The sequence below is a fragment of the Mariniflexile sp. AS56 genome, assembly GCF_030552475.1.
Lineage (GTDB): Bacteria > Bacteroidota > Bacteroidia > Flavobacteriales > Flavobacteriaceae > Mariniflexile.
The window spans coordinates 331,376-357,009 of the sequence record NZ_JAUPED010000003.1 but is presented as its reverse complement, the minus strand read 5'-3'; the positions used below and the strand labels follow the sequence as shown (position 1 = coordinate 357,009).

Genomic DNA, 25,634 nt, shown 5'->3' with positions numbered 1-25,634 from the left:
GATTTTGTTGTTGTTATGTAATTAAACGTACTAGCCTTTATATACTCCCATTTGAGAATATTTGTCCATACGATTTGATACTAAATCTTTTGGTGATAAGTTTTTTAACTCATCAAATGTTTTAACAATGGCATTGCTCACCGCTGAAAATGTTTTCTCTCGATCTCTATGTGCACCACCTAGAGGCTCTTTTATAATTTCATCAACAAGCTTTTGTTTTTTCATATCAATAGCTGTTAATTTCAAAGCATCGGCAGCTTGTTCTTTAAACTCCCAACTACGCCATAAAATAGACGAACATGATTCTGGTGAAATTACAGAATACCATGTGTTTTCCAGCATTAAAACCACATCTCCTACACCTATACCTAGAGCACCACCTGAAGCACCTTCACCAACAATAATGGTAATAATTGGCACTTTTAAACGTGTCATTTCTAAAATATTTCTAGCAATGGCTTCTCCTTGTCCGCGTTCTTCAGCTTCTAAACCTGGAAATGCACCTGGAGTATCTATAAGTGTTACTACAGGAATTCCGAATTTTTCGGCAGATTTCATTAAGCGTAACGCTTTTCTATAGCCTTCTGGGTTCGCCATACCGAAGTTTCTGTATTGACGTGTTTTCGTGTTATAGCCTTTTTGCTGACCAATAAACATAAAACTTTGGTCGCCAATTTTACCTAAACCACCAATCATCGCTTTATCATCTTTAAAGCTTCTATCGCCGTGTAACTCTAAGAAAGACTCACCGCAAATAGCACGAATATAGTCTAACACATAAGGTCTGTCTGGATGACGCGACATTTGTACACGCTGCCAAGGTGTTAGATTTTTATAAATGTCTTTTTGAGTGGCTGCTAATTTTTTCTCAATATTTGAACATGTTTCAGTAACATCTACTTCACTTTCTTCACCAATAACTTTACATTTCAGTAATTGGTCTTCAAGTTCTTTTATAGGTAGTTCAAATTCTAAATATTCCATAAGAATTTTGTTTAAACTATTAATCTTAAGTTAAGGTACAAACCTACATATTTTTTCATTTTAAATGGGTAAAAATCTAAAAATGTTGGTTCGATTTGACTTCTGTACAAAAATAAGCATTCTTAAAGAAAATATAAAAATTTTAATCTTTTAAAGAAGCTAAATACATTTTCGCCTTAGCAATTTAATGTTTTTTATAATCGCATTTAGTAATACCGTGATAATTATTACGATAGCCCCATAATAAAAATTAGAACTCATATGTTCTTTTTCAGGAAACAGCATAACGGCCATAAAAACGCCATAAATAGGCTCCATATTATAGCTAAGTACTACGGTATATGGGCTAATCACCTTCATAACATGAACTGCTGCAATAAACGCATAGGCTGTACAAATAGAGGCCAAAATGAATAGATACCCAAAGTCTGAATTACTTAAATTAAAAAATTCTGTTGAAAAACCACTTCCAAAAATTAAAATATAAATGGATACAAATACAACGCCGATTAAAAATTCATAAAATGAAATAACGGTAGCGGAATGTTCTTTTAAAAAACGCCCATTAAGCACTGCAAATAGTGAGGACAAAAAGGCCGAGGAAATACCTAAAATAATACCAGTTATGTACTTTATTTCACTTTTTGTGATAATAAAAACGCCTATTACTACGATAATTCCAAATAGAATTTCGTACCAAATAACCCCTCGTTTATAAATAATAGGTTCTATTAAGGATGCAAAAAAAGCACCGCAAGAAAACATCGCCAATGTTATAGATACATTTGAAGCATCGATAGCTCCAAAAAAAGTAATCCAATGTGACGCGATAATAACGCCTGCTACAGACAATCTACCAATAGATTTAAGGCTAATTTTTATGTTAACCTTAGCTATTTTAACATAAACACATATTAAAATAGATGCCATAAGCATCCTAAACCAAACTAAAGGAATAGCGGTAATGGTAATTAACTCACCTAATATAGCTGTAAAGCCTGCTATAAATACTAAAAAATGAAGGTGTAAATGGTTTTTTATTTTAACGTTTAGCATTTCGAAGCAGGAAAATGGCAAGAATACCAAAAATAAAATTAGGGAACCAAACGGCTATTAGTGGTGAGAAATCTGATTGCTCTGCCATAACACCGAAAATTTTATCGAAAAACACAAAAACCATGGCGATACATATACCAACAGCTAAGTTTACGCCCATACCACCACGACGCTTTATAGACGATACGGCTACGGCAATAATGGTTAATATAAATACAGAAACCGGTAAACTCCATTTTCTATACAATACCAGTTTAAAACGCCCCACGTTGGAGGAGCCTCTGGCCTCTTCCTTCACTATAAATTGTTTTAGGTCGCCATACATTTTAGTTTCGGCTGCGTATATTACAGGTATTAAATCGTCTACTTCAAAAGAAAACAGCGTATCCTTAGTTGCTTCTACCTCTAAAAAATCTTCATTAGCTCCTATATATCGTTTTGTATAATTGGTTAACCTATAGGTAGTATCTTCTTCAATGTATCTAATATTACCTGCAGTAATTTTAAAGGCTAGCTTATTTTTTTCAAAATGTTCTAAAGTGAAATTACTTCCGTTTTTATTAGCGACATCAAAGCTACTTACATAAATAATATCATTATCATTAATTTGCCTAAAGACGTTTTGATCTGTATCTTCAAAGGCGGTTTTCCCCTTTTTCAGGTATTTATAGGCAAAATCGTTAAAACCTTCACTGGCTTTGGGCGCTAAATAAAGCCCTAAAACTATGGATAATAAGGCGACAATGGTTGCCCCGAATAAGTACGGACGTAGAAATCGAGAAAACGATACTCCCGAGCTTAAAAAGGCTACAATTTCTGTATTATTTGCTAATTTGGATGTAAACCAAATTACAGATAAGAATAAAAATAATGGAAATAATAAATGCGCAAAATAGATGGTAAAATGGTAAAAGTAAATAAGTACTTCTGCTATAGGCACTTCATTTTCTAAAATTCTTCCAATTTTTTCGGCAAGATGCACTGTTATTCCAATAGGAACAAACAGTAACAACATCATTAAAAATGTGAATAAATAGCGCTTTAATATGTACCAGTCTAATATCTTCATCTATATACTACAAACGATTATCCATTTGTTTTACCATTTGGTCTTTCCAAGTTCTAAAATCTCCTGCTAATATATGTTTTCTAGCTTCTCGAACCAACCACAAATAAAACCCTAAATTATGAATCGTAGCAATTTGTTTTCCTAATAATTCGTTAACTGTAAATAAATGCCTTAAATACGCTTTGGTATATTCGGTATCTACAAAAGTAATGCCCATTTCATCTACCGGAGAAAAATCATCAGCCCATTTTTTATTTTTAATATTTATAGAACCGTAAGCGGTAAATAGCATTCCGTTTCTTGCATTTCGGGTTGGCATCACACAATCGAACATATCAATACCTAACGCAATATTTTCTAAAATATTGATAGGAGTACCAACACCCATTAAATAACGGGGTTTATCCTCTGGTAAAATAGCCGTAACCACTTCGGTCATCGCATACATTTCTTCAGCAGGCTCACCAACTGAAAGTCCACCAATGGCATTTCCAACAGCACCAGCATTCGCTATATATTCGGCAGATTGTTTACGCAAATCTTTATAGGTACTTCCTTGAACTATAGGAAAAAAGGCTTGGTTGTAATCGTATTTCAAAGGTGTTTTATCTAAATGATTAATGCATCTATCTAACCAACGGTGCGTCATGTGCATCGAGCGTTTGGCATAGTTATAGTCGCATGGGTATGGTGTACATTCATCGAAAGCCATAATAATATCAGCTCCAATAGAACGTTGAATTTCCATCACATTTTCTGGTGTAAACGTATGGTAACTCCCATCTATATGCGATTTAAACTTAACACCTTCTTCCTTGATTTTTCTATTTGCAGAAAGTGAATACACTTGATACCCACCAGAATCGGTTAAAATATTACGATCCCAATTCATGAATTTATGGAGGCCACCTGCTTTTTCTATAATATTTGTTTGCGGACGCAAGTATAAATGATAAGTGTTACCTAGAATAATATCTGGATTAATATCGTTTTTTAATTCTCGTTGGTGCACCCCTTTTACCGTTCCTACTGTACCAACTGGCATAAAAATAGGGGTTTCAATAACACCATGATCAGTCGTCACGACACCTGCTCTTGCTTGACTTTGGGGATCTTTCGCTTTTAACTCAAATTTCATCTAGTGATTTTATCGTTTTTATTGTTTAGCTAAATAATATAAATAGCACTTTGGTTGGCAAAGATAATTAACTGAAAAATGATATTGATTGTAATGAAAAGAAAATAATTTGCTTTTGGCAGCGTTTTTGATTACATGCTAATATCAAATTTCAATTATTATATAATTTGTATCTATTTGTAAACATAGTATTCATTAATATTCTATAAAAAAGTAGAAGAATTATGTAACACACAAAGGCCACAAATTATATATTTTTGGAAGAAATTAGAAGAAGTAAATCGCTCAAATCAAATTAAAAACAAAAATTATGAAACATTTAAAAAACAAATTGAAGGCTAGTAAAACCACCATTTTATTTGCATTATTTTTAGTAACGACAGTATCATACACTTACGCACAAACTGCCACTGGTTTTGGTTTAAAAGGAGGTTTAAATTATAATGGTAATGGTAAATATTTTGAATCTATTAGTGATAATGCTCAAAACCCTGATAGAAATGTGGGTTACCATGTAGGTATATTTGGGAAAATTGGTACTAAAGTTTATTTTAAACCCGAACTTGTTTACACAAGCACCAAAAGTGATTACAACAGTGACACCTTTGAAATGCAAAAACTAGATGCCCCGCTATTAGTAGGCGTTAAAGTATTAGGCCCATTAAGTGTATTTGCAGGCCCATCACTACAATATATATTAGACACTGAATTTGACGGCGTTACTATTGATAATGTTGAAGATGAGTTTTCAGTTGGCGTGAATTTCGGTATCGGTCTTAACCTAAACAAAGTGGGTATTGATTTAAGATATGAGCGTGGTTTAAATAAAAATGAAGCTACTTTTTTAAACAATAACAACAGAGTAGACACTAGACCCGACCAATTAATTTTAAGTTTATCTTTAGTTCTGTAAATTATAAACTAGCTTATAAATAAAAAAAAGCCTCGCAATTGCGAGGCTTTTTTGTTCAATGTATAAACTTATATTAAGTAGTTACCTTTCTAATAGTATCGGTAGCATCTAAATAATTAGGAATCCCGTTTCCATTTGAATCATCATTTCTTGGGTCACCATCATTATTAATATCTTCATTAATGGTTGAAATACCATCATTATCGTCATCAGTATCCGCATAATCGGGTGTACCATCACCATCGCTATCATCATCTGAAGTATCACTTAAATCCTCATAATTTACCGTGTACTCACCATCACCATTCAAATCTTCAAGATAAGAAGGAATACCATCACCATCATGATCATTTTCAGACATTTGCAGTAATTCAAACTTAAAAATTATTGGAGAATACGCTGTAATAATTCCTGAGGGACTAGAAAAATAAGCTAAACCCGAAGGCAAAAACATGATACCTAAACCTTTGTTTAAAAAATTCACCGTACCATCTGGGTTATCAGCAAAAGATTCTGCTACATTAAAATCTGGCAATACTTTTCTCCAGCCTGGAACTAAAGTTGTCAAATCAAGAATTACGGGATTAACCGTTTCATCAAAAACAGCATCTTCTAAAGTAAATCCACTATAGTTTACACGTACATTATCTGCAAACGTAGGCGAAGCAGCTCCACCACCTTGGTTAAGTTTCAGCACATAAAACTCATAAATAACCTCTCTATAAGTAATTGTTTTGGCGTTACCTACAGCTGTTCTTAATAAGGTATGCCCGTCTGGAACAGATGCGCCATCAACCAATTTAAAAATCTCAATATCAGATAAACTTGGGTTTTCATTTGAACTTCCAAAGTCTTCTGAATTGTAGTAATGGGTATCTAAATACTTATGTATAGAATCCATATCTGCTAGTTGTTGCACTGCTCTATCTCGTATTTCAACGGCTACAATAGTGGGATCATCATCCTTTTTACACGATAACACACCAATAGTTAAACATAACAGATATAAGCTTACTTTTCTAAAATTCATGCGTTTATTTTATTTTTAATAGATAAACTGAAACAATCTTAATATCACACTTTATTAAAGATTTAATATCCCTTTAAGAATGTCTCAATAATCCTTATTTTTGAGCCGCAAGATACAATTTAAATATAATTTTGCATAACAAGATTAACCTAGTTTTAATATTAATTATATGCGTATAGACAAGTATTTATGGTGTGTTAGGTATTATAAAACAAGAACCATTGCAACAACTGCATGTAAAAAAGGACAGGTTCGGGTAAACAAAGAAATTGTAAAACCTAGCCGTGATGTTTATGCACAAGATGTTATTGAATTAAGGAAAAACCAAATAACCTACCGTCTTACGGTTAATGATGTACCTGAGAGTCGAGTTGGTGCTAAATTGGTAGATCTTTACAGAACCGACACCACACCTAAAGAACAGTTTGATGCCCAAGAACTTTTAAAATACTCGAAAGACTATTATAGAAAGAAAGGTGTTGGGAGACCAACAAAAAAAGACAGAAGAGATATTGATGATTATACGGAAGAATCTCCTTTTAAGGACGATGACTCGGAAGAATGATTTTATAACACAACTTCCTCTTAAAAAAATTGAATAGAAACAGGTAAAATGAGTAATTTTATACTTTAAAATAATGCAACTACTATGAACGTTACAAACAATGTGATATTAAACCACGACGAAATTACCCATAAAATAAGACGTATTGCGTTTCAAATTTATGAAAGTAATGTGAACGAGGAAGAGGTGATATTAGCAGGAATAGATAGTAACGGCTATATTTTTGCGAAAAAATTAAAAACGGTACTTCAAAAAATATCAGACATCAACCCTATTCTTTGTAAAGTGAGTATTGATAAGAAGAACCCACATTTACCCATAACAACATCTATTCCGGTTGCAGACTACGAAAACAAATCGTTAGTATTAGTTGATGATGTTTTAAATTCTGGAACTACCTTAATTTATGGTGTTAAGCATTTTTTAAACGTGCCTTTAAAACAATTTAAAACAGCCGTTTTAGTAAACAGAAACCATAAAAAGTATCCTGTAAAAGCCGATTTTAAAGGTATTTCATTATCAACATCTTTACACGAGCATGTTAATGTAGTACTAGTTGGGAAAAACTTTGAAGTTGTTTTAGAATAGTTCTAACACCAATTCCTCTACAATAACATCTGCCGACTTATTATCTGTACTTATAGTTGTGTTTGCGGCGCTATAAAACAGTGAACGCTCAAAAAGATGTTTCCCTATAAACTCTGCCAATAATTCATCTGTTTCAATATGGGCAATTAATGGGCGTGTACTTTTTTCATTCTTCAACCTTGCTATCAAAGTAGGAATCGATGCTTTTAAATAAATACTTTTTGCATGATCTGCATTTAAAATAGTTTCCATGTTATTACTATAACACGGTGTACCTCCACCTAAAGACAACACCAAATTATTTTGTGACGCCAACAATTTTTTTAAGTAAAGTGTTTCTAATTTTCTAAAATGTATCTCTCCTTTTTGTTTAAAAATATCACTTACTACCGAATTTTCTTTTTTTTCGATGTAATCGTCCAAGTCTAAAAACTCATAATTTAGCTTTTTTGCTAAATTTTTACCCAAAGTGGACTTTCCGGAGGCCATATACCCAATTAAAATTACAATCATTTTTATCGTTACGAATTGATTATTAAAAACATACGTTTTCGAGATGCAAAAAAACGATTTTTTTCTCAAAAAATCATTGTTTTATTAAAAATAGGTTCTATATTTGCAGCCGCTAACAACAATACGCTAGCACAACAAAAATAAACGACCTGGTAGCTCAGCTGGTAGAGCATTTCACTTTTAATGAAAGGGTCCTGGGTTCGAACCCCAGCCCGGTCACAAGTAGGACACCGTCTGAAACTAAAACCTCACTAATTATAAAATTAGTGAGGTTTTTTATTTTTAAGTAATCGGTACTTTTAATCAAGCTCCCATTCTACATATAATATACCCGAAATTTACTGCTCCCCCCCCCTTTAAAACAGGGGTTAATTGCATAGATTAAATTTGATTCCAAGTTTACATTGTTTTTTTAAAAATAGTTTCTATATTTGCAGCCGCTAACAACAATACGTTAGCAAAACAAAAATAAACGACCTGGTAGCTCAGCTGGTAGAGCATTTCACTTTTAATGAAAGGGTCCTGGGTTCGAACCCCAGCCCGGTCACAAGTAGGACACCGTCTGAAACTAAAACCTCACTAATTATAAAATTAGTGAGGTTTTTTATTTTTAAGTAATCGGCACTTTTAACAGCGTTTCTACTCTATTTTGTTATTCGACTCTATCTTTATTGGTTTAAATCCTTTTCAAACATGAGCTGGTTGGCGTCATTATAATCGACATTTTCTTTAGTTAGGATATCTATAGGCAGGTATAACTTCTCTTTCAGGACTTTATTTTTCACCAGATGGTCTGACACGATTCGAACCGCTTCATAACCTTGATCAAATGGCTTTTGTGAAATTAGAAAAAGTACGGTACCATTTTTTAAACAAGCCACATTTTGAGGTGTATTATCAAAACCAATTAAACACAATGATTGTTTTTGTACGTCCGATAACACATCTACAACAGCCGAAATTCTACTCGATGGCACAAAAACACCCCTAATATTTGGATTGTTTTCTAAAAACTGATGCACACTTGATGCTAACTGTACATCATCACTAAAACTATCTACTTTCAGCTCATGTAAAACGTTTTCATCCTGACTCGTGTTAAAATAATCCTTAAAACCTTTTACACGCTTTAAAATAGCTTGATTATCACCTGTACTCGTGCTGGTTTGTAGAATGCAACAATCAAAACCATTTGGCACACCAAGTTTCATAAGTTTACCCGCAATATAACCAGACATGTAAGAGTCTTGCCCAACATAAGCACTGCTATCTACACCTTCCACATCCACATTTAAAAATACATAAGTGGCTTCTATTTTCTTTAATTCATCAATAATTAAGTTTGTTTCTTGTAAAAACATAGGCACCAACACGACAGCAGTAGGCTTTGTTTCAATCAACCTATTAAAAGTCTCTAAATAAGATTCCCGACTGTACTGGTTAAATTTAAAATAAGTGACATTTACACCAATACTCTTAACTTCTTCACTCGCTTTCAAAAGTCCTAAATAAGGTAATTTCCAAAAGGAATCGGTTTCATTATACTCCGGAATTAAAACAGCAATGCTATGGTTGTTTTTCATAGCCAAGGCACTTGCAACGGGGTTGATACTAAAATTTCTACGTTCTAATATGCTCTTTATTTTTTCTTCTGTTTTTTTCGAAACGCCTCCCCTGTTGTGCAACACTCTATCCACAGTTCCTTCAGAAACATTCGCTTCTTTTGCTATATCCTTTATTCTTACCATCAACTATTTATGATTTTTTTGAATATTGATTTTTTGTAAAATCCATCAATAATTCAAGCAAGTTACTAATTAAATTCATTTGAAACGTGTGCGCACACTATTTTTTATTATATTTGCGTGTTCGCACACGAAAAATTATAATTTATCAACTAAATTTCAAAATATAATGAGTAAAGTAGTCGTATTAACAGGTGCAGGAGGCGTGCTTTGTAGCACTCTTGCCAAGGCATTAGCCAAAAAAGGTCATAAAATAGCGGTATTAGATTTAAAACTAGAAGCTGCGGAACAAGTTGCTAACGAAATTAACGAGGCAGGTGGTATGGCCATTGGACTTGTTGCTAACGTTTTAGAAAAAGAATCTTTAAAAGCCGCAAAAAAGCAAGTGAATGCCAAATTAGGCCCTTGTGATATTTTAATAAATGGTGCTGGTGGAAATCACCCACTTGGAACTACATCTAACCCACATTTATTAGAAGAAGACCTTCAAAATACGACAGAAGGTTTTAAAACCTTTTTTGATTTAGATTCTGAAGGTATTCAGTTTGTATTTAACTTGAACTTTATTGGCACCTTATTACCTACACAAGTTTTTGCTCACGATATGGTAGGCAAACAAGGGTGTAGCATTCTAAATATTTCATCTATGAATGCTTTTACGCCTTTAACAAAAATACCGGCATACAGTGGCGCGAAAGCAGCTGTTTCTAACTTTACACAATGGTTAGCTGTACATTTTTCAAAAGTTGGTATTCGTGTGAATGCATTAGCGCCTGGTTTTTTCTTAACTGACCAAAACAGAACCTTATTAACTAATACAGACGGAAGCTTGACTCAAAGAGGTCAGCAAATAATAGACCAAACCCCTATGGGAAGGTATGGTGTGCCAGAAGATTTAATTAGTACTACACTTTATTTGTGCGACGATGCTTCTTCTTTTGTAACAGGTATTGTAATCCCAATCGATGGAGGTTTTAGTGCTTATAGCGGCGTTTAATTTATAACTAAAGAAAAAAAATGGAACAAACATGGCGTTGGTACGGGCCAAAAGATCCCGTAAGTTTATTAGATATCAAACAAGCAGGTGCAACAGGTATTGTTTCTGCATTACATCACATTCCTAACGGAACCGTTTGGAGCGTTGACGAAATAAAATTAAGAAAAGAAACTATTGAAAAAGCAGGACTTACTTGGAGTGTTGTTGAAAGCATCCCGGTGCATGAAAACATAAAAACACGTTCTGGAAATTTTCAAACATATATAGATAATTACAAGAAAAGCATTGAAAATTTGGCATCTTGTGGTATTGGCATCGTTTGCTATAATTTTATGCCTGTTTTAGATTGGACACGTACCGATTTGGACTTTCAAGTGGAAGATGGCTCGAGAGCACTTCGTTTTGATATGACCGCATTTGCAGCTTTTGAATTATACTTATTACAACGCCCAGGTGCGGAAACAAGTTATTCTGAGGCCCAACAAGCAGAAGCAAAAACTTATATTGAAAACCTACCAGATGCAAAAAAACAACAATTAATAAACAACATAATTGCTGGCTTGCCAGGTGCGGAAGAAGGCTATACTTTAGAACAATTTCAGACTATTCTTGATTCGTACAAAAACATTGATGCTCCAAAATTAAGAGACAATTTAGTGGCCTTTTTAAAGGAAATCGTCCCTATCGCATCACAAAATGATGTGTTGATGTGCATTCACCCAGACGACCCGCCTTACCCTATTTTAGGTTTGCCACGTGTGGTTAGTACCGAAGAAGATTATGCGTATTTATTTGAACAAGTACCAAACAGATCGAACGGAATTACTTTCTGCACCGGTTCTTTAGGTGTTCGTGCAGATAATAATTTAGCGCAAATTTTTAAACGTTTTGCAGACCGTGTTCACTTTTTACACTTAAGAAGTACGCAACGTGATGAAAAAGGAAACTTTTATGAAGCCAACCACTTAGAAGGTGATGTTGATATGTTCAGCATTATTAAAGAAGTGGTAGCCGAGGAAAAACGTCGTAAAGCGGCAGGCATGAAAGATGCATTAATACCAATGCGTCCAGATCACGGCCACCAAATGCTAGACGATTTAAATAAAAAAACCAACCCAGGTTATTCAGGCATAGGTCGCTTACGTGGCTTAGCTGAATTGCGTGGATTAGAAGTTGGTATTTCTAAAAGTTTAGCTTAAGTCAAAATCCCAACCATTTAATTATAACTCCCTAAGAAACTCTGTATATTAATACAGAGTATTTTTTTGGATCTGTTTTATCTACAATTTAAAATTAAACTTTATTAAACTTATCAATTAAACCATATAGAATAAATAGCGTCCAACCTCCAAACATTCTATAATGACAAAATATATTTTTACAGCATTTATTTTTCTTAGTTTACAATTATTTGCACAAAAAAACACAACAGATTTAACAGCAACTATTATTGGTTCGGGTTCGCCTCGATACAATACAGAACGCTCTGGACCCTCTGTTCTTATTTCATATGAAAACACAAAAATTATTGTAGATATGGGCAATGGCACCCAAGCCAACCTAGATAAAGGAAACATTAAAATAAACGAGCTAGACGGCATCTTTTTTACACATCATCATTTAGACCATAATGAAGAGTTTGTGCCTATTTTTATTAAAGCCCTTTTAGGAAAAAACACCTTCACCATTGCAGGTCCTAAACCAACCAGCGACTTAGTAAATAGCACTTTAGATGTTTACAACGAAGATATAAATTACAGACTTTCAAGAAGTAAACGTACTGTGGCCGATGTTAAAAAGAATTTTACAGTTAAAACCTTAAACGGGAACGAATCGTTTACCATTGGCGGCATTAAAATTACCTGCGTACAAGTAAATCATACAATTGCAACGGTAGCCTATCGTTTTGATGCTGGCGGTCATTCCATTGTAATTTCGGGCGATTTATCATATTCAGAAAATTTACCCAAATTGGCTCAAAATGCCGATTACTTAATTATAGATTCCGGTGGTGCTATCGAATTGGGAGCTAAAGGCCAAGGAAATGGTAGTAAACGAAAAACCTCTGGTAACACTAGAAACAGCAATTCAGATAAAAAAAATGAAGGCAAAAAAGATAGAGCGCATGTAAACCTTGACGAAAGCTCTAGAATGGCAAAAGAAGCCAATGTGAAAAACTTGGTTTTAACACATTTTAATTTCACAAAGGTAGATGAAAAAGCAACCACATCTCAATTACGGGAAAACTATAGTGGCAATGTTCATTATGCAGAAGATTTAATGCGTTTTTCTATTGAAGAAGACGCACATACGCATGATGGTACTACACATTCACATAACGAAAGTCTTAAAAGGCTTTTTGCTAATGAATGTGTTGTGGACTTAAGTATAAAAAGTAATGTTTCCATTACTGAAGATAAAGCAAAAGACCTTCGTATTATAAAATCGAATAGTATCCCGAACCATTCTGTTGGTAAATTTCCAACACAGGGAAACCCGAATACCATTTCAGAACAAAACAAACTATATCAAATAGATTTAACCCCTGAAATAGCAAAAAACAAAACCTATGTGTACGATCTAGGCATCGATAAAGGCAAGCCGAATTACGTGTTTGGAGTCGCTATAAATGGTGTAAAAATTGAACCATCTGCCAATGAATTTTTCCGAAACACAGAAACCAACCAACAAAATTATGAGTGGACGCTCGAACCATTAAGTGATGAAGTTAATTTGGGTGAAGACTGCAATAATGCGCATGTACAACCCAACGGTGAATACCATTACCACGGTACTCCAACAGGTTTGGTTTCTCATTTTGATGAAAAAAAGATGAATCTTGTGGGGTGGGCAGCGGATGGATTTCCGATGTATCATAAAGTAGGTTATAAAGACCCAATGAACCCAAACAGTGATGTTATTGAGTTAAAATCAAGTTACACACTTAAAAAAGGCGAACGTCCTGGTGATGGTATTTCAGCTCCCAATGGCGCCTACTCTGGTAAGTTTGTAAGAGATTATGAATATCAAGAAAATCATGGGGATTTAGATGCCTGCAATGGTAGAACCGGTGTTACTCCTGAATTTCCAAAAGGAACCTATTATTATGTAGTTTCAGATGATTTTCCTTCAGCAAGTAGATGTTTCGTTGGCACACCAAGTAATGATTTTAAAGTGGGTGGCAACAGAAATACAACGCCACAACAATCTACAAAACAACAACCAAGAGGGAAACAAAGCGGAAATGGGCAACCTAATTTTGCTAGCATGCTACAAAGATTGGATGCCAATAAAGATGGAAAAATATCAAAAGAAGAAGCTAAAGGCAACTTAAAAGAAAATTTTGATAAACGAGATACTAATAAAGACGGTTATATAACTGAAAGTGAATTAGAACGCAGAAACTAATAAAAAGAGGCTACAACTTTGCGCTTGTAAAGCAGTCGCACAGTTGTAGCCTTAATTAGTATATAATGTGTTTAGTTTTGTCCGAGCATGATGTAAATTAAAACAGTGATAACACAAAGGGCGATTGCCATCGGTTTTGTGTATTTCCATTCTTTTAAATCTACCACGTGTAAATCTTCTTGATTGAAATCCTTATCGGCAGGATAGAAATAGGACACACCAAACATCACGGCTAAATTCAACAAAAACTCAATACCCCAAATATGCACAAAGTGGATATCTACTTTTAAAATGAAAGTGGTTAAAATGTAAAACGCAAGCCCCACAAATAAAGCTGCTTTTGCTCCCAAAGCTGATATTCTTTTAAGAAAAAACCCTGCTAACATAATAGAAGCAATTGGTATAAAAAAGATACCATTCAGTTGCTGTAAAAGTTGGTATAAGCCATCTGGAGCATTCGCTACCATAGGCGCTACAAGTATCGCGAAAATAGCTAAAATAGTAGAGGTCAACTTCCCTACACGAACTAGTTTTTTATCGCTACAATTTTTCCCTAAATGCCTTTTGTAAACATCGATACTAAAAATAGTGGCTGCACTATTCAAAACACTGTTAAACGTACTCAACACAGCTCCCATAACGATGGCTGCAAAAATACCCACTAAGCCAACAGGTAATACTTTTTTAATAAGCTCGGGGTAAATCATATCTTGATTTTCGTATAACGAATCACCAAAATAATAGAAACCAATAACTCCTGGTAAAATTATAATTATAGGAACTAGTATTTTTAAAACACCTGTAAACAAGAGTCCTTTTTGAGCTTCAACCAAATTTTTAGCACCTAAAGCGCGCTGAATGATGGTTTGATTCATACTCCAAAAATACAGTTGATTAATAATTAACCCTGTAAAAAGCACACCAAAAGGAAGTACCGAATCTTTCGCGCCTACGACGTTAAATTTTTCTGGACTGTGATTATACACTTTTACTAAACCATCTAAAGGATTCCCGTCACCAATACTCACTAAGGCTATTAATGGTATGGCAAGTCCACCAATTAAAAGTCCGTAACCATTAATAGTATCAGAAACTGCAACCGCCTTCAAGCCTCCAAAAATGGCATAAATAGATCCTAAAACACCAATAGCAACTACCGTAATCCACAAACCTTGTTCTTTAGAAACCTCTAAAACTTCTGAAATATTAAAGATACTTTCAATATTTATTGCCCCTGTATAAAGTACAATAGGTAATAAAGTGACAATAAAGGATATCATTAAAAATAGCGCCACCAAGGTTCTTGTGGTGCTATCAAACCGTTTTTCTAAATATTCCGGAATGGTTGTTAGTCCCATTTTCAAATATTTAGGCACGAAATAAATAGCTGCTGCTACTAAGGCTAATGCCGATGTGACTTCCCAGGCGATGATGATGAATCCGTTTTTATATGAAGAACCATTCATACCAATAAGATGTTCGGTTGAAATATTAGTAAGCAGCATGGAACCTGCAATAACGACCCCCGTTAAGCTTCTTCCTCCCAAAAAATAACCATCTTTTGAGTCTAATTTTTCTTTTCTAAGTTTATACCAGGAATAGAAAGCTACAAAAGCTGTGAAAGCAAAAAAGGTAATCACTGTATACATAGGTGGTGGTTTAGTTTAGTTTAGTTTTTAATAGGCAATAAAATATCTATTGAATTGATATGTATACCAATTCAACAGATCGTATTGTAATTTTAAATGTGTTTAGAAATTGAGCTTTTCAGGTAAATATTTAGCGACCAATTCTTTGTAATAAGGCATAAGCTCTTTTACGTTTGGCGGCACTGGTGCTTTTGAATACAAGTCATAAGGATTGAATTTTTTAACCCATTCAAACATTTCAACATCTTTATCATTCATTAAATGTCTATAATCATTTTCTCTGTGTTGTGAGTAAAATGAATGGTAACGAATCATATACAAAGCGGGATCTGGCAAATGGTCCTTCATTATTTGGTATAAATACTCGTCATGTCCCCAACTCATTTTCACTTGGTCTAAACCGCAATTTGGTTCATAAACCCCATATTTTGTATTGAAACGTTCATTGGTATAATCTGGATTATCTTTAAAAAATTCCGGATACACAATTTTATCTGAAAAGGCACAACCTACGGGAAATGTATCGCCTACAACAGCCCATTGAGGTTCGCCAAACAAACATAAAATTTTACCTAAATCGTGAATAAAGCCTGTAAGCACAAACCAATCGGGATGTCCATCAGCACGAATGGCTTCTGAGGTTTGCAACAGGTGTTGTGTTTGGTCTAAATCAATATCAGGATCGCTATCATCGACCAATGTGTTTAGAAACTCTACAGCTTCCCAAATGGACATTTCCTTTCTATCAAATTTCAAAAATTCTGTTTCTTTGTAACAAACAAAATCATAGGTTTGATATTCATGATTTATTTTATAAAATTCTCTAACGGTATCCAACCGCTCAGAATCTACATAGTTTCTAAATTCTTCTTTTTCCTTTTTAATTTCAGAAGGATCGGGATATCTCTCTATTAAGTTTTCTTCCCAATCGTCAACATTCTCCATCGGGTTTTGTTGATTTTTATGTAATGACTCTTTCATCGCTTCTATTTTAGTTGTACTTAAACACGAAGTTAAAGTAAGTATTAAATATGGAAATGGATTATTACATCAAAAACATGGATGAATTTAATAAGGCTATAAAGTGACTGTTTTTATTTTAATAATTTACTTGGCGGAAACCCAAATTGCTTTTTAAAACACCTGCTGAAGTATAACGGATCATTGAACCCAACCATCGTAGTAACTTCAGATACGTTGTGTTTTTTAGATTTTAGAAGTTGTGCCGATTTTTTTAATCGGATGGTTCGTATAAATTCATTGGGAGCTAAATCTGTTAACTCTTTAATTTTTCTATATAATTTAGAAGAACTCATGCCCAACTCGTTACAAAGAAAACTAGTGGTTAAATCTATATTACTTAAGTGCTCTTCTATAAGATGGGTGATTTTCTCCATCAAATCTTTATCTATAGGGGAATGTGTTAACAAGCCGACTTCACTTTCTACCTCTCCTGAAAATTTAGTTTTTAGTTCTACTCGGGTTTTTATCACGTTTACGATGACCGTTTTAAGTAAGGCCGGATCGAAAGGTTTCACTAAATACCCATCAGCCCCCACATCATAACCCTTTACTTTATCTTCATTTTCTGAAAGTGCGGTGAGTAAGATTACAGGAATGTGACTTATAAACTCATCATTCTTTAATTCTTTACAAAATTCGAGTCCGTTTTTTACAGGCATCATCACGTCGGCCACACATAAAATGGGTTTTATTTGACGGCAAATTTGAAGGCCTTCTTCACCATTTTCTGCTTCATACACTTTGTAATAATCAGACAGATAATCTATTAGATATTTACGAAGCTCTAAATTATCTTCAACAACTAATATTTTTTCTTTAATTTCTACGTTATTGGTTATTTTCTTAACAGGCGTATAATCAGGCACTTCTTGTTCATTTTCATTGGAAGAAACAAACTCAAAAACCTCCTTTTTAGTGTAGGCATTTCGTTTTACAGGAATTTCAACTGTAAACACACTCCCCGTTCCTGCTGTACTCTGTACTTTAATAGTGCCTTTATGCAACTCTACCAACGACTTTACTAACGATAACCCAATACCAGACCCCGTATTGTTTTCTCTACTATTGGTAGCTTGGTAAAACCGTGTAAATATCTTTTCCTGGCTTTTTACAGGAATACCAATACCATCATCACTTACTTCAATAACTAAAATATCGTCTTTATCATCTTTAAAGCGTACATACAGTTCAACATGCCCATATTTGTTGGTAAATTTGATAGCGTTAGAGAGTAGATTGTATAGAATTTTATCATACTTATCGCGATCTATCCAACCATAAAATGCTTCATCCTCCGTATTAAAATTCATTTCAATGTGCTTATTATAGGCAAGCTCTTTAAAGGAATCAAAAGTGTTTTTAGTGTATAAAAGAATATCCGTTTTAGAGACTTTTAGTTTTAATTCACCTGTTTGTGCCTTTCTAAAATCTAGCACTTGGTTTACTAAATTTAAAAGTCTACTTGCGTTTTGATGAATTAAGTTATACCTACTTTTTTGGTATTCTGTACTGCTTTCTTGTGCCTCTTCTAGCAGTTGTTTTACAGGCCCTAAAATAAGGGTTAAAGGCGTTCTAAGTTCGTGTGATATGTTGGTGAAAAAACGTAGTTTCTCGTTATTCAGTTTAATATCCCGCTCTCTATTAACTTTTTCTGTAACCAACTCTTGCTTTAAGCGAATGCGATTTTTAACTTCTTTCTTTATAAAATAAAAGATTAAAAATAAAAGCAATAAAACTAAAACAAGTGCCTTATAAGTTAACCAAAACGGCGGCGTAATTTTTATTTTATATGAAACTACACCACTCCAATGCCCATCGCTATTACTCGATTTAATTTTAAACACATAGTCTCCCGGAAATAAATTGGTGTATTGAATGGTTCTAGAATTACTGCTTGCTGCAATCCAGTTTTTATCAAAACCTTCAAGCATGTACTCAAATTTATTCAGCTTTTCATTAGCGTAAGATGGTGTTGAAAACTGAAGTGAAAAATTCCTATTTTTATAATTCAGCTCAACACTTTTAGTTTCATTTAAATCTTTAAGTAAAGGAACTTGATCGTTAATTTCTAAACCAGGTAAAACTTCTTTATTCTGAATTTTAAATTCTGTAATGATGGGGTTGGGTGCTATTTGGTTTTCTTTAATAGTATAAGGTGAAAAATAAATGATGCCATTTTTCCCTCCCAAATAAATATTAGAATTTCCGAAATTGAAGAACCCGCTAGAACTAAAAACATCCAACCTATTTCCGCTATTTACGTGATAAATATTAAAGTCTTTGAGGTTTTTTTTAAGCCGGGAGATGCTATTATTATTCATGTTTAGCCACAAATCGCCATTGGCATCTGTAACCATATCTGTAACCCACTTACCGGCAAGTTCTTTAGGCTCTTTTATAGGACTGAAGTCGTTAATTTTAGTATCAAAAAAACTAATTCCTTTACGTGTGGCTGCCCAAATTTCACCCGTAGCATCAAGCATAATATCACTCACGTTATTATGTGAAAGCCCTTTATTGGCATTGGAAGTCGTTTTATAGAACACCATCGATTTAGAATCGACAGCATATTTTACAACACCTGTTTCAGTTGCGAACCAGATGTTATTATAGGTGTCTTTTATAATTTCATTAATTTCATAATCTTCAAGCAGTACACCTAATTCTGTATTTAATTCTAAACTCTTTGTATTTAAAATAATGGCACCTTCACCAAAAGAACCTAGCATAATTTCATCATTTCCGATATCCGAAAAAGCGAAAACGGGCGATTTTTCAAAACCAACATGAATTACTTTAGAAGTGTTATTCACATAATTATAAACCAACACTTTCCCGCTCCACAAGCCACAATAAAACGTTTTACCATCTATGGAATAAATACTAGCAATATCTTTCTGGTTGTTGTATAACGGATTAAAACTCTCGTTTTTTGATACAAAGAGACCGTTATGTCTTGTTGCAACAATGACTTTATTATCGTAGGTTTTAGCAAACCCACGAATTCTAGGAACTTGATTCCCTATAGACCGTGAAATATCTTTATTAATATTGAATTGATTCTCATAAGGGTCGTACTTATCCAAACCATCTTCGGTACCTATCCATAGTACACCAGAATTATCAAAATATAAGGCTGAAACTAAATTATCAACTAGTGATGTATCATCAGATAAAACCGAATAATGTCTTTTAAAATTCCCTCTTCTAATGCCTTCTAACTGGTCGCAAACAATAAGACCACCCAAAGTACCCACCCAATATTTTCCATCGGGTGCTTGAACCACCGATAAAAAGTAAGGCCCCAAACTATCTCGAATCTCATCATCTTTTATAAATAAATTTACAAATTGGTTGGTCTCTTTTTTTAATTTATACAGGCCTTCTCGGGTTCCAACAAAAATATCGGATTTGGCATCTTCATATATAAAATTTAGGTATGGATTTTTGTCTTTTGAATTGGGAACACCTAAGGTATACGTAACCACCTGATCGACATCGCCTTTCTGGTTTAAAGTTATTTTAGCCACAGAAGCGGTTTCATAACTCCCTATCCAAATATTGCCATTTTTATCTTCAAAAATTTCTTTTATATAATTAAAGCCATCTAATTTTATTTTTTTAAATCGGTTTTCTTCAACAAAAAACATATAAAGTCCTTCGTTTTTGGTACCCACCCATACTCGTTTAAATTTATCAACGTATACCGCCCTAACTTCCTCATCTGGTAGACTATTCCCATCATCAGGATCGGGTAAAAAAGTGGTGAATTTCTGGATATCTGTTTCAAAAAGGGTTAATCCTTTTCGGGTTCCAATCCATAGGTTATTAGATGCTTCATCAAATTTTAAAGCCGTAATATCATCATTCTGGATTTTATTATCCTTTGGAAAGGTGCTTAAATAGGTTTTAAACTCATAGCCATCAAAACGATTAAGCCCTGAAAAGGTTCCAATCCATAAAAACCCGTGTTTATCTTGAACAATGTGCCGAATGGAATTATGAGAGAGCCCACCATTATCGTTATAATGCTCAAATTTTATGCTCTGAGATACCGCACAAAAAAAAGACATGATACATAAAAATGTTATGGTAAAATGCTGTCTCATTAAGGATTTATTGTAATTGCTATTATTCGTTTATTGATTCAATAGTCTTTGAACCTAAATCTATTTTAAAATGATTTGATGGTTGCCCGTTTCTTGATTTTTCAAAGATAGTCCCCCAAAGCTGAAATAATGCATCATCTGATTGCTTCATTTGATCACAAACTAAGGCATATTGCTTTAAACGCGTTGCTCCAATATCTGGAAACGCTAAGGCATCTGCACTACGCAATCTATAAAAATCAAAAATCATATCAAAACCAGTCCAAGTTTCAAATTGGTTTAAAGGTAATTTTTCTAAAGCTAATTGTTCATTGATTTTAGCTTTATTTGAGGTATTGATTAACAACAATTCCGTTCCTGATGCTTTCAATAAGGTTTCAGATAAGGCAACAGGCCAATCGTCTGGCAGAAATCTTAAACGCAATAATTCTTTTAAATGCCATTGCGTAAATGCCTTATAGCTTTTGGAATTCAAAATATCTTTATCCCAAATGGTTGCCGATTTTATGGTGTTTAAATGTGCATATTCTTGCTCATACAAAGGAAATAAACTATTAAAATTTGGAACCGAATCTATAACCACCGTTTCTACTTCAAATTCTTGCTTATTTTTAATAGATAAAATTTTATACGCCGGCATATAAGCTGCCAACGACGGACTTTGAATATTGAATAATGTATGCCCGTTATCACTAGTTCTTACACCCGTATCATTAATATGCATATGCCCGCCAAAATGAATTTGGATACCCGCATCGGCAAAGGTTTTAGCAACCTCTTCCTTAGGTACACGGTGCAATTGCATTTTTTCGTCTCCGAAAAATTGTGTCATTTCTGGGGAAGCATCGTCATTAAAATCGACCATAGGGTAATGACTGAAGGCTATTAAAACTTTCCCTTCCTTCTTGGCTTGGTCTGATACTTTTTTCACCCATGCAATCAAATGACTTTTTTGTAAAAGCACTTGATTATACCCTATACGTGCTCCCGAAAAATCTTTTGGGTTCTCAGAAAAACCAATTAGGTCTTTATTAGGCATGTACACATTTGCGTCGATTGCTAATAGCCACAACCCAGGAGTTGGCTCCACCATATAACTAGCATCTGGATGAAAGTTATGGGCATCAACCGGATAAACTCTTTGGTTTATAGAAGATTCCTTTTTAGCTTTTTGAAATCTGTAATTTTTATAATTATAGGTTGAAAATGGCGTTTCCCAATACAGGTATTCCTTTTGAGGATAAAAACCAAATGAAGCCATTTCATTTAGAACATCTTTATAACCCCATTTTTTAATTTCTGAAGTAATAATTGGCTTTAATTGCCCATCTACCTCAGCTTTTAAATTTTCAGAGGAACTGGTAATGATCTGTTCTTTACCGCCTTCACCTAAAAAATCGGTTTTACCAGCATCTTGAGTAAACGGTTTTACAGGGTCATGATTGCCTGTGGTTGCGAAAAATAAGATACCGTGTTTCGCGGCATAGGCATCTAATATGTTCCGTAATCCTTTTACGTGAACAGGTTGCCCGTCATCACTAAAATCACCCGGTAAAGCCACATATTTTATACCTCTGGCAACAATATCATCCAAGGCTGCAAAAAAAGCAAAGTAATTCTCATTGAAAAGCCGCGTGGATGTTAATTGAGCCTGCATGGTTCTTATATTCACATACGCTCCCGTTTCTGGATTTTTTATTCCTTTATAATTCGCATCTTCAAACTCAGCGAAAATATCTTGAAAATGAGCATCGGCAATAAAAGCAATCTGTACGTCTTTAAGCTCTGGTTTTAATTTTTTAGCACACGAAACCAGCACAAGCACGGATAAAACTAATAATGCCTTCTTTTGAAATCTCATAATTTGTTAATTGCTAATCTTTTAAAGTTTGCTTCGGAAAGCTATAACTTTGTTTCCAACCACCCAAATCTATTAATATTTGGTCTATCATAACACCAGGGTCGACCATCCATATTTTTAAAGTGTGTTTCCCTGCTTTATTTACAACTTGTTTTACAGATTGTACCGCCGCATTTTTAAGCACATTTTCCTTCCACGCATCGCTTCGCCCAAACGTTTGAAAATCGACGATTACAGGTTCCGCATCATCTATGGAAACGGCACAACGCACCCCAACACCAGCATGCGGTGCGTGGGTTGGCACTGCTTGTAAATTTACAGCTGCTTCACCAAAATTGAAGGTGTAAAAATCATATTCTAAAACTGGACTTTGCGATTTAATCGCGTCCACATGGACTAGTGGAGTAGCTTGTCGAGGTAAAGCAGTGATGACCTTATTCGTATAACCGATTCCCTCAAAAACATCCCAATGTGCTGCTTCTCCAGCGGTTTTACGAGTGAAATTTTCAGCATTGATGGACACATAACCTTTATCTTCAACAAAACCCTTGTAGTTTTTTAAGGCTTCTAATTTCGGATTGAATACAGAAACACCTATAGTTGTTGCTTTACCTTCCGACACAAAATCGATCGCACTATTTACTTTAAAACTTGGCGGAATTAATTGAAAATCGTGCCCCAATGGTGCTTCTTTTTTATTTTCGCCTTTCGGCACTTTAGCCCAATCTATCGTGACCCAAATGCGTTTTTCTGCTTTACCTGAGTTTGTGTTGAGCGTTCCATTATTTTCAGATAACTTGATCCAATCGGCTTTGGGTTTTGCTTCCCAGGTTACCGTTCCTTCTCCATTTACAAACACATCAATAAAATAGCTACTATTGGTATAGCTATTAAAAACAGGCAACACATCGGCATAACTATTAATCACCTCCTGGTTTACTTCCATTTGATAACCTTCCAATGCCAAACCTAAATGCGCTTTGGTGTCGGTTTTAACATGCGCCAATGCTGGTTTCGCAAAAACAGGTAAAAACCGTGGAGCCATCGTCATGATATGGTTCCATTTTCCGTTATTCAATTTTGTATTGTAATACTCGGTTTCTTTCTCTATTCTTAAATACGATTCTTTTGAAAGTGTCCCGAAATAATTAGCACTTTCACGATTTTGCTTCGCCGTGAATTTATTTTTAAAACTATATAACCACTTTTGATTTAATTTTGAAGCACCAATAACAGGGTAATATACCAGTTGATAGAAAGCATCTTTCCTATTGTCACTTATCGTTTCATATAAACTTTCAGTCGTTTCTATCAAATTCTGATAACTATCAATTCTAGTAGAAACCTCATCATTATAATGAAACTGCGTTAATTCTGTGTCGCCCTCTTTCGTTACAGGCTCTACTTGACTCCAAGCCATAAACTCGGGTCTTCGTATATAAGCCAATCGGTTATTATCGAACATGAGTTCGGTGATTTCTTTGGCTGAAGCTGTTCCAAATTCTCGTGCAGACCAATCCATCATATGATTTTTTACCGCTGTACTTTTTTCGAAATCACTCATATCCCAAGCCATATCTAAAAACAGCTCGATGTTGTATTCATGTGGTTTGATATCACCACAGTTTAAAATCCAAATGTCTTTAGATTGAAACTCGAAAGCTTTAGACATCTCTTCCCACATTAAAACGGGATTTGTAGAATTTAACCATAAATAATCGTGAGGCCTCCCCCAATACGAGGTATGGTAATACACCCCAGCGCCACCGGTTCGCTTTTGTTCTTCGGGATTGCTTAATTGGCGCATGTACCCATAGTTATCATCGGTCCAAACTAGTGTAATATCTTCTGGTAATTTTAATCCGCTCTGGTAATATTTCAACACTTCTTTGTAAGGCACAAATGCCTGCGGAATGGTATTAGGATTCTTTTTTGTTTCCGATTTTAGAATACTGCGTTGGTCTGTAATAACTTGTTCGAGAAGTTTTACTTGAGAATCAGTATCATCTTCACCAACAATCATGGGCGAATCGTGTTCCCCACGCATACCCGTTGTATAAATCCCTTCAAACTTAGCGGTTTCTTTAACACGCTTTTTAAAGAAATTCTTTATGGTTTCAGAATTGGTATCGTACCGATATTCTCCCATGGTGGCATGTTTCCATTCCGTATTAAAATTACTTAACATGGGTTCTGCGTGCGAGGTACCAACTACTATAGCATAATCATCGGCCACGAATTTATTGTTTGGATACGAATAAAATGGTTTTGTGCTAGAATGCATCGCTGGCCAAATGGTATTAGCACGTAATCGCAATAACAATTCAAATACTTTGGCATAGGTTTTTGGGCCAATATCTCCTGTTTCTGGTTCAAAATTTAAAGCCGCCCAGCGTTGTAAGCCCCAATCTTCATCATTTAAAAAGACGCCCCTGTATTTTACTGACGGACTTTTAGATACTTTATTTTCAACAGTAATTTTAATGGTTTGTTGTTTGTCTGGTGTTACATCTGCCCACCACTCCCATGGTGATACTCCTATCATTCTAGAAAGTTCTAAAATACCATACGCTGTTCCTCTTCTATCACTTCCTACCACAACTAATGCTTTATCAACACCTTTCATTGGGTTTTCTACAACCTGTATAGTATAGCGTTCCCAGTGTCCTTTAAACTGAGAAACGTTTATTTTTCCGTTGGAAATTAGCGCATCAACCCAACTATTACTGCCAATAGTTCCGGCTAGTATTATTTGAGAACTATTGCTTTTTTTCGTATTGACTGAAATGTTTTTATTTGAAATATTAAAAACATCTTTTGCAAAAATATCAGCAGCTATTTGGACTACTTTCGCCTCTTTTTTATCAATTAAAATAGAAGTCGATATGTTTTCATCTACAATTGTAAATTCTGAAACACCTTGTTTTTGAGCATTTAAAATGGTAAACTGAAAACAGATTAATAGTAGAATTATATGTTTAAGCAT

Annotated in this window: 18 protein-coding genes and 2 tRNA genes; 8 read left to right on the top strand and 12 right to left on the bottom strand. The window is 34.5% G+C overall.

What is annotated here, in order from left to right:
- Window positions 1-30: 30 nt before the first annotated feature.
- The 4 genes from Q5N74_RS05735 to tgt form a co-directional block, all read right to left on the bottom strand.
- Window positions 31-984 carry an acetyl-CoA carboxylase carboxyltransferase subunit alpha gene (locus Q5N74_RS05735; protein WP_304387777.1) on the bottom strand — a complete coding sequence of 318 codons (954 nt, stop codon included), beginning with the start codon at window positions 982-984 and terminating at the stop codon, window positions 31-33.
- A gap of 159 nt (window positions 985-1,143) precedes the next feature.
- Window positions 1,144-2,040: a DMT family transporter gene (locus Q5N74_RS05730; RefSeq protein WP_304387776.1), complete on the bottom strand. Its 897-nt coding sequence runs from the start codon at window positions 2,038-2,040 to the stop codon at window positions 1,144-1,146.
- A complete protein-coding gene (locus tag Q5N74_RS05725) occupies window positions 2,027-3,109 on the bottom strand; it encodes an LptF/LptG family permease (protein ID WP_304387775.1) in 1,083 nt (360 codons plus the stop codon). Before Q5N74_RS05725 ends, Q5N74_RS05730 begins: the two co-directional genes overlap by 14 nt.
- Before the next feature lie 7 nt (window positions 3,110-3,116).
- The gene (gene tgt / locus Q5N74_RS05720; protein WP_304387774.1) at window positions 3,117-4,247 is read right to left on the bottom strand and encodes a tRNA guanosine(34) transglycosylase Tgt; all 1,131 of its coding nucleotides are present in this window, start codon (window positions 4,245-4,247) and stop codon (window positions 3,117-3,119) included.
- A 310-nt stretch (window positions 4,248-4,557) separates the two neighbouring features.
- Between tgt and Q5N74_RS05715 the strand changes: the two genes are divergently transcribed.
- Window positions 4,558-5,160, top strand: coding sequence for an outer membrane beta-barrel protein (locus Q5N74_RS05715; RefSeq protein ID WP_304387773.1), 603 nt, complete (start codon window positions 4,558-4,560; stop codon window positions 5,158-5,160).
- A 73-nt stretch (window positions 5,161-5,233) separates the two neighbouring features.
- Here the strand turns inward: Q5N74_RS05715 and Q5N74_RS05710 are convergent, their stop codons facing one another.
- Complete coding sequence (locus tag Q5N74_RS05710; RefSeq protein ID WP_304387772.1) at window positions 5,234-6,190, bottom strand: FKBP-type peptidyl-prolyl cis-trans isomerase; 957 nt, start codon at window positions 6,188-6,190, stop codon at window positions 5,234-5,236.
- Window positions 6,191-6,359: 169 nt separating this feature from the next.
- Here Q5N74_RS05710 and Q5N74_RS05705 point away from each other — a divergent pair, with 169 nt between their 5' ends.
- Together Q5N74_RS05705 and Q5N74_RS05700 are read left to right on the top strand one after the other, a co-directional pair.
- A complete protein-coding gene (locus tag Q5N74_RS05705; protein ID WP_304387771.1) occupies window positions 6,360-6,755 on the top strand; it encodes an RNA-binding S4 domain-containing protein in 396 nt (131 codons plus the stop codon).
- An 84-nt stretch (window positions 6,756-6,839) separates the two neighbouring features.
- Window positions 6,840-7,343: a phosphoribosyltransferase family protein gene (locus tag Q5N74_RS05700; RefSeq protein WP_304387770.1), complete on the top strand. Its 504-nt coding sequence runs from the start codon at window positions 6,840-6,842 to the stop codon at window positions 7,341-7,343.
- Here Q5N74_RS05700 and Q5N74_RS05695 read toward each other — a convergent pair.
- A complete protein-coding gene (locus Q5N74_RS05695; protein WP_304387769.1) occupies window positions 7,335-7,856 on the bottom strand; it encodes a shikimate kinase in 522 nt (173 codons plus the stop codon). The two genes, Q5N74_RS05700 and Q5N74_RS05695, sit on opposite strands and share 9 nt — an antisense overlap.
- A 146-nt stretch (window positions 7,857-8,002) precedes the next feature.
- On the opposite strand from Q5N74_RS05695, the gene Q5N74_RS05690 reads away from it, so the two are divergent.
- Window positions 8,003-8,075, top strand: a tRNA-Lys gene (locus tag Q5N74_RS05690).
- Between the two features lie 255 nt (window positions 8,076-8,330).
- Window positions 8,331-8,403 (top strand) — tRNA-Lys (locus Q5N74_RS05685).
- Window positions 8,404-8,524: 121 nt separating this feature from the next.
- Here the strand turns inward: Q5N74_RS05685 and Q5N74_RS05680 are convergent.
- On the bottom strand, window positions 8,525-9,604 hold the full coding sequence (locus tag Q5N74_RS05680; RefSeq protein ID WP_304387768.1) for a substrate-binding domain-containing protein: 1,080 nt from the start codon (window positions 9,602-9,604) through the stop codon (window positions 8,525-8,527).
- A 166-nt stretch (window positions 9,605-9,770) separates the two neighbouring features.
- On the opposite strand from Q5N74_RS05680, the gene Q5N74_RS05675 reads away from it, so the two are divergent.
- From Q5N74_RS05675 to Q5N74_RS05665, 3 genes are all read left to right on the top strand, one after another.
- Window positions 9,771-10,598, top strand: coding sequence for an SDR family oxidoreductase (locus Q5N74_RS05675; RefSeq protein ID WP_304387767.1), 828 nt, complete (start codon window positions 9,771-9,773; stop codon window positions 10,596-10,598).
- A gap of 20 nt (window positions 10,599-10,618) precedes the next feature.
- Entirely contained in the window at window positions 10,619-11,797 is a 1,179-nt protein-coding gene (gene uxuA, locus Q5N74_RS05670) for a mannonate dehydratase (RefSeq protein ID WP_304387766.1), read from the top strand.
- 163 nt (window positions 11,798-11,960) lie between these two features.
- On the top strand, window positions 11,961-14,006 hold the full coding sequence (locus Q5N74_RS05665) for a YHYH protein (RefSeq protein WP_304387765.1): 2,046 nt from the start codon (window positions 11,961-11,963) through the stop codon (window positions 14,004-14,006).
- A 71-nt stretch (window positions 14,007-14,077) separates the two neighbouring features.
- Here Q5N74_RS05665 and Q5N74_RS05660 read toward each other — a convergent pair whose 3' ends face one another.
- The 5 genes from Q5N74_RS05660 to Q5N74_RS05640 form a co-directional block, all read right to left on the bottom strand.
- Window positions 14,078-15,655 (bottom strand): solute:sodium symporter family transporter, encoded by a 1,578-nt coding sequence (locus tag Q5N74_RS05660; RefSeq protein WP_304387764.1) that lies wholly within the window; start codon window positions 15,653-15,655, stop codon window positions 14,078-14,080.
- 102 nt (window positions 15,656-15,757) lie between these two features.
- Complete coding sequence (locus Q5N74_RS05655) at window positions 15,758-16,636, bottom strand: inositol oxygenase family protein (RefSeq protein WP_304387763.1); 879 nt, start codon at window positions 16,634-16,636, stop codon at window positions 15,758-15,760.
- A 113-nt stretch (window positions 16,637-16,749) separates the two neighbouring features.
- Entirely contained in the window at window positions 16,750-20,787 is a 4,038-nt protein-coding gene (locus Q5N74_RS05650; protein ID WP_304387762.1) for a hybrid sensor histidine kinase/response regulator transcription factor, read from the bottom strand.
- Window positions 20,788-20,809: 22 nt separating this feature from the next.
- The gene (locus Q5N74_RS05645) at window positions 20,810-22,648 is read right to left on the bottom strand and encodes a metallophosphoesterase (protein WP_304387761.1); all 1,839 of its coding nucleotides are present in this window, start codon (window positions 22,646-22,648) and stop codon (window positions 20,810-20,812) included.
- Between the two features lie 13 nt (window positions 22,649-22,661).
- The gene (locus Q5N74_RS05640) at window positions 22,662-25,634 is read right to left on the bottom strand and encodes a glycosyl hydrolase 115 family protein (RefSeq protein ID WP_304387760.1); all 2,973 of its coding nucleotides are present in this window, start codon (window positions 25,632-25,634) and stop codon (window positions 22,662-22,664) included.

Bases quoted from the DNA above. Each gene is read 5' to 3' on its own strand.
- uxuA (WP_304387766.1), top strand. From the start codon at position 10,619: ATGGAACAAACATGGCGTTGGTACGGGCCAAAAGATCCCGTAAGTTTA.
- Q5N74_RS05715 (WP_304387773.1), top strand. From the start codon at position 4,558: ATGAAACATTTAAAAAACAAATTGAAGGCTAGTAAAACCACCATTTTA.
- Q5N74_RS05640 (WP_304387760.1), bottom strand. From the start codon at position 25,634: ATGCTTAAACATATAATTCTACTATTAATCTGTTTTCAGTTTACCATT.
- Q5N74_RS05675 (WP_304387767.1), top strand. From the start codon at position 9,771: ATGAGTAAAGTAGTCGTATTAACAGGTGCAGGAGGCGTGCTTTGTAGC.
- Q5N74_RS05695 (WP_304387769.1), bottom strand. From the start codon at position 7,856: ATGATTGTAATTTTAATTGGGTATATGGCCTCCGGAAAGTCCACTTTG.
- Q5N74_RS05645 (WP_304387761.1), bottom strand. From the start codon at position 22,648: ATGAGATTTCAAAAGAAGGCATTATTAGTTTTATCCGTGCTTGTGCTG.
- Q5N74_RS05680 (WP_304387768.1), bottom strand. From the start codon at position 9,604: ATGGTAAGAATAAAGGATATAGCAAAAGAAGCGAATGTTTCTGAAGGA.
- Q5N74_RS05725 (WP_304387775.1), bottom strand. From the start codon at position 3,109: ATGAAGATATTAGACTGGTACATATTAAAGCGCTATTTATTCACATTT.
- Q5N74_RS05650 (WP_304387762.1), bottom strand. From the start codon at position 20,787: ATGAGACAGCATTTTACCATAACATTTTTATGTATCATGTCTTTTTTT.
- Q5N74_RS05665 (WP_304387765.1), top strand. From the start codon at position 11,961: ATGACAAAATATATTTTTACAGCATTTATTTTTCTTAGTTTACAATTA.
- Q5N74_RS05730 (WP_304387776.1), bottom strand. From the start codon at position 2,040: ATGCTAAACGTTAAAATAAAAAACCATTTACACCTTCATTTTTTAGTA.
- Q5N74_RS05705 (WP_304387771.1), top strand. From the start codon at position 6,360: ATGCGTATAGACAAGTATTTATGGTGTGTTAGGTATTATAAAACAAGA.
- Q5N74_RS05700 (WP_304387770.1), top strand. From the start codon at position 6,840: ATGAACGTTACAAACAATGTGATATTAAACCACGACGAAATTACCCAT.
- Q5N74_RS05710 (WP_304387772.1), bottom strand. From the start codon at position 6,190: ATGAATTTTAGAAAAGTAAGCTTATATCTGTTATGTTTAACTATTGGT.
- Q5N74_RS05655 (WP_304387763.1), bottom strand. From the start codon at position 16,636: ATGAAAGAGTCATTACATAAAAATCAACAAAACCCGATGGAGAATGTT.
- Q5N74_RS05660 (WP_304387764.1), bottom strand. From the start codon at position 15,655: ATGTATACAGTGATTACCTTTTTTGCTTTCACAGCTTTTGTAGCTTTC.
- tgt (WP_304387774.1), bottom strand. From the start codon at position 4,247: ATGAAATTTGAGTTAAAAGCGAAAGATCCCCAAAGTCAAGCAAGAGCA.
- Q5N74_RS05735 (WP_304387777.1), bottom strand. From the start codon at position 984: ATGGAATATTTAGAATTTGAACTACCTATAAAAGAACTTGAAGACCAA.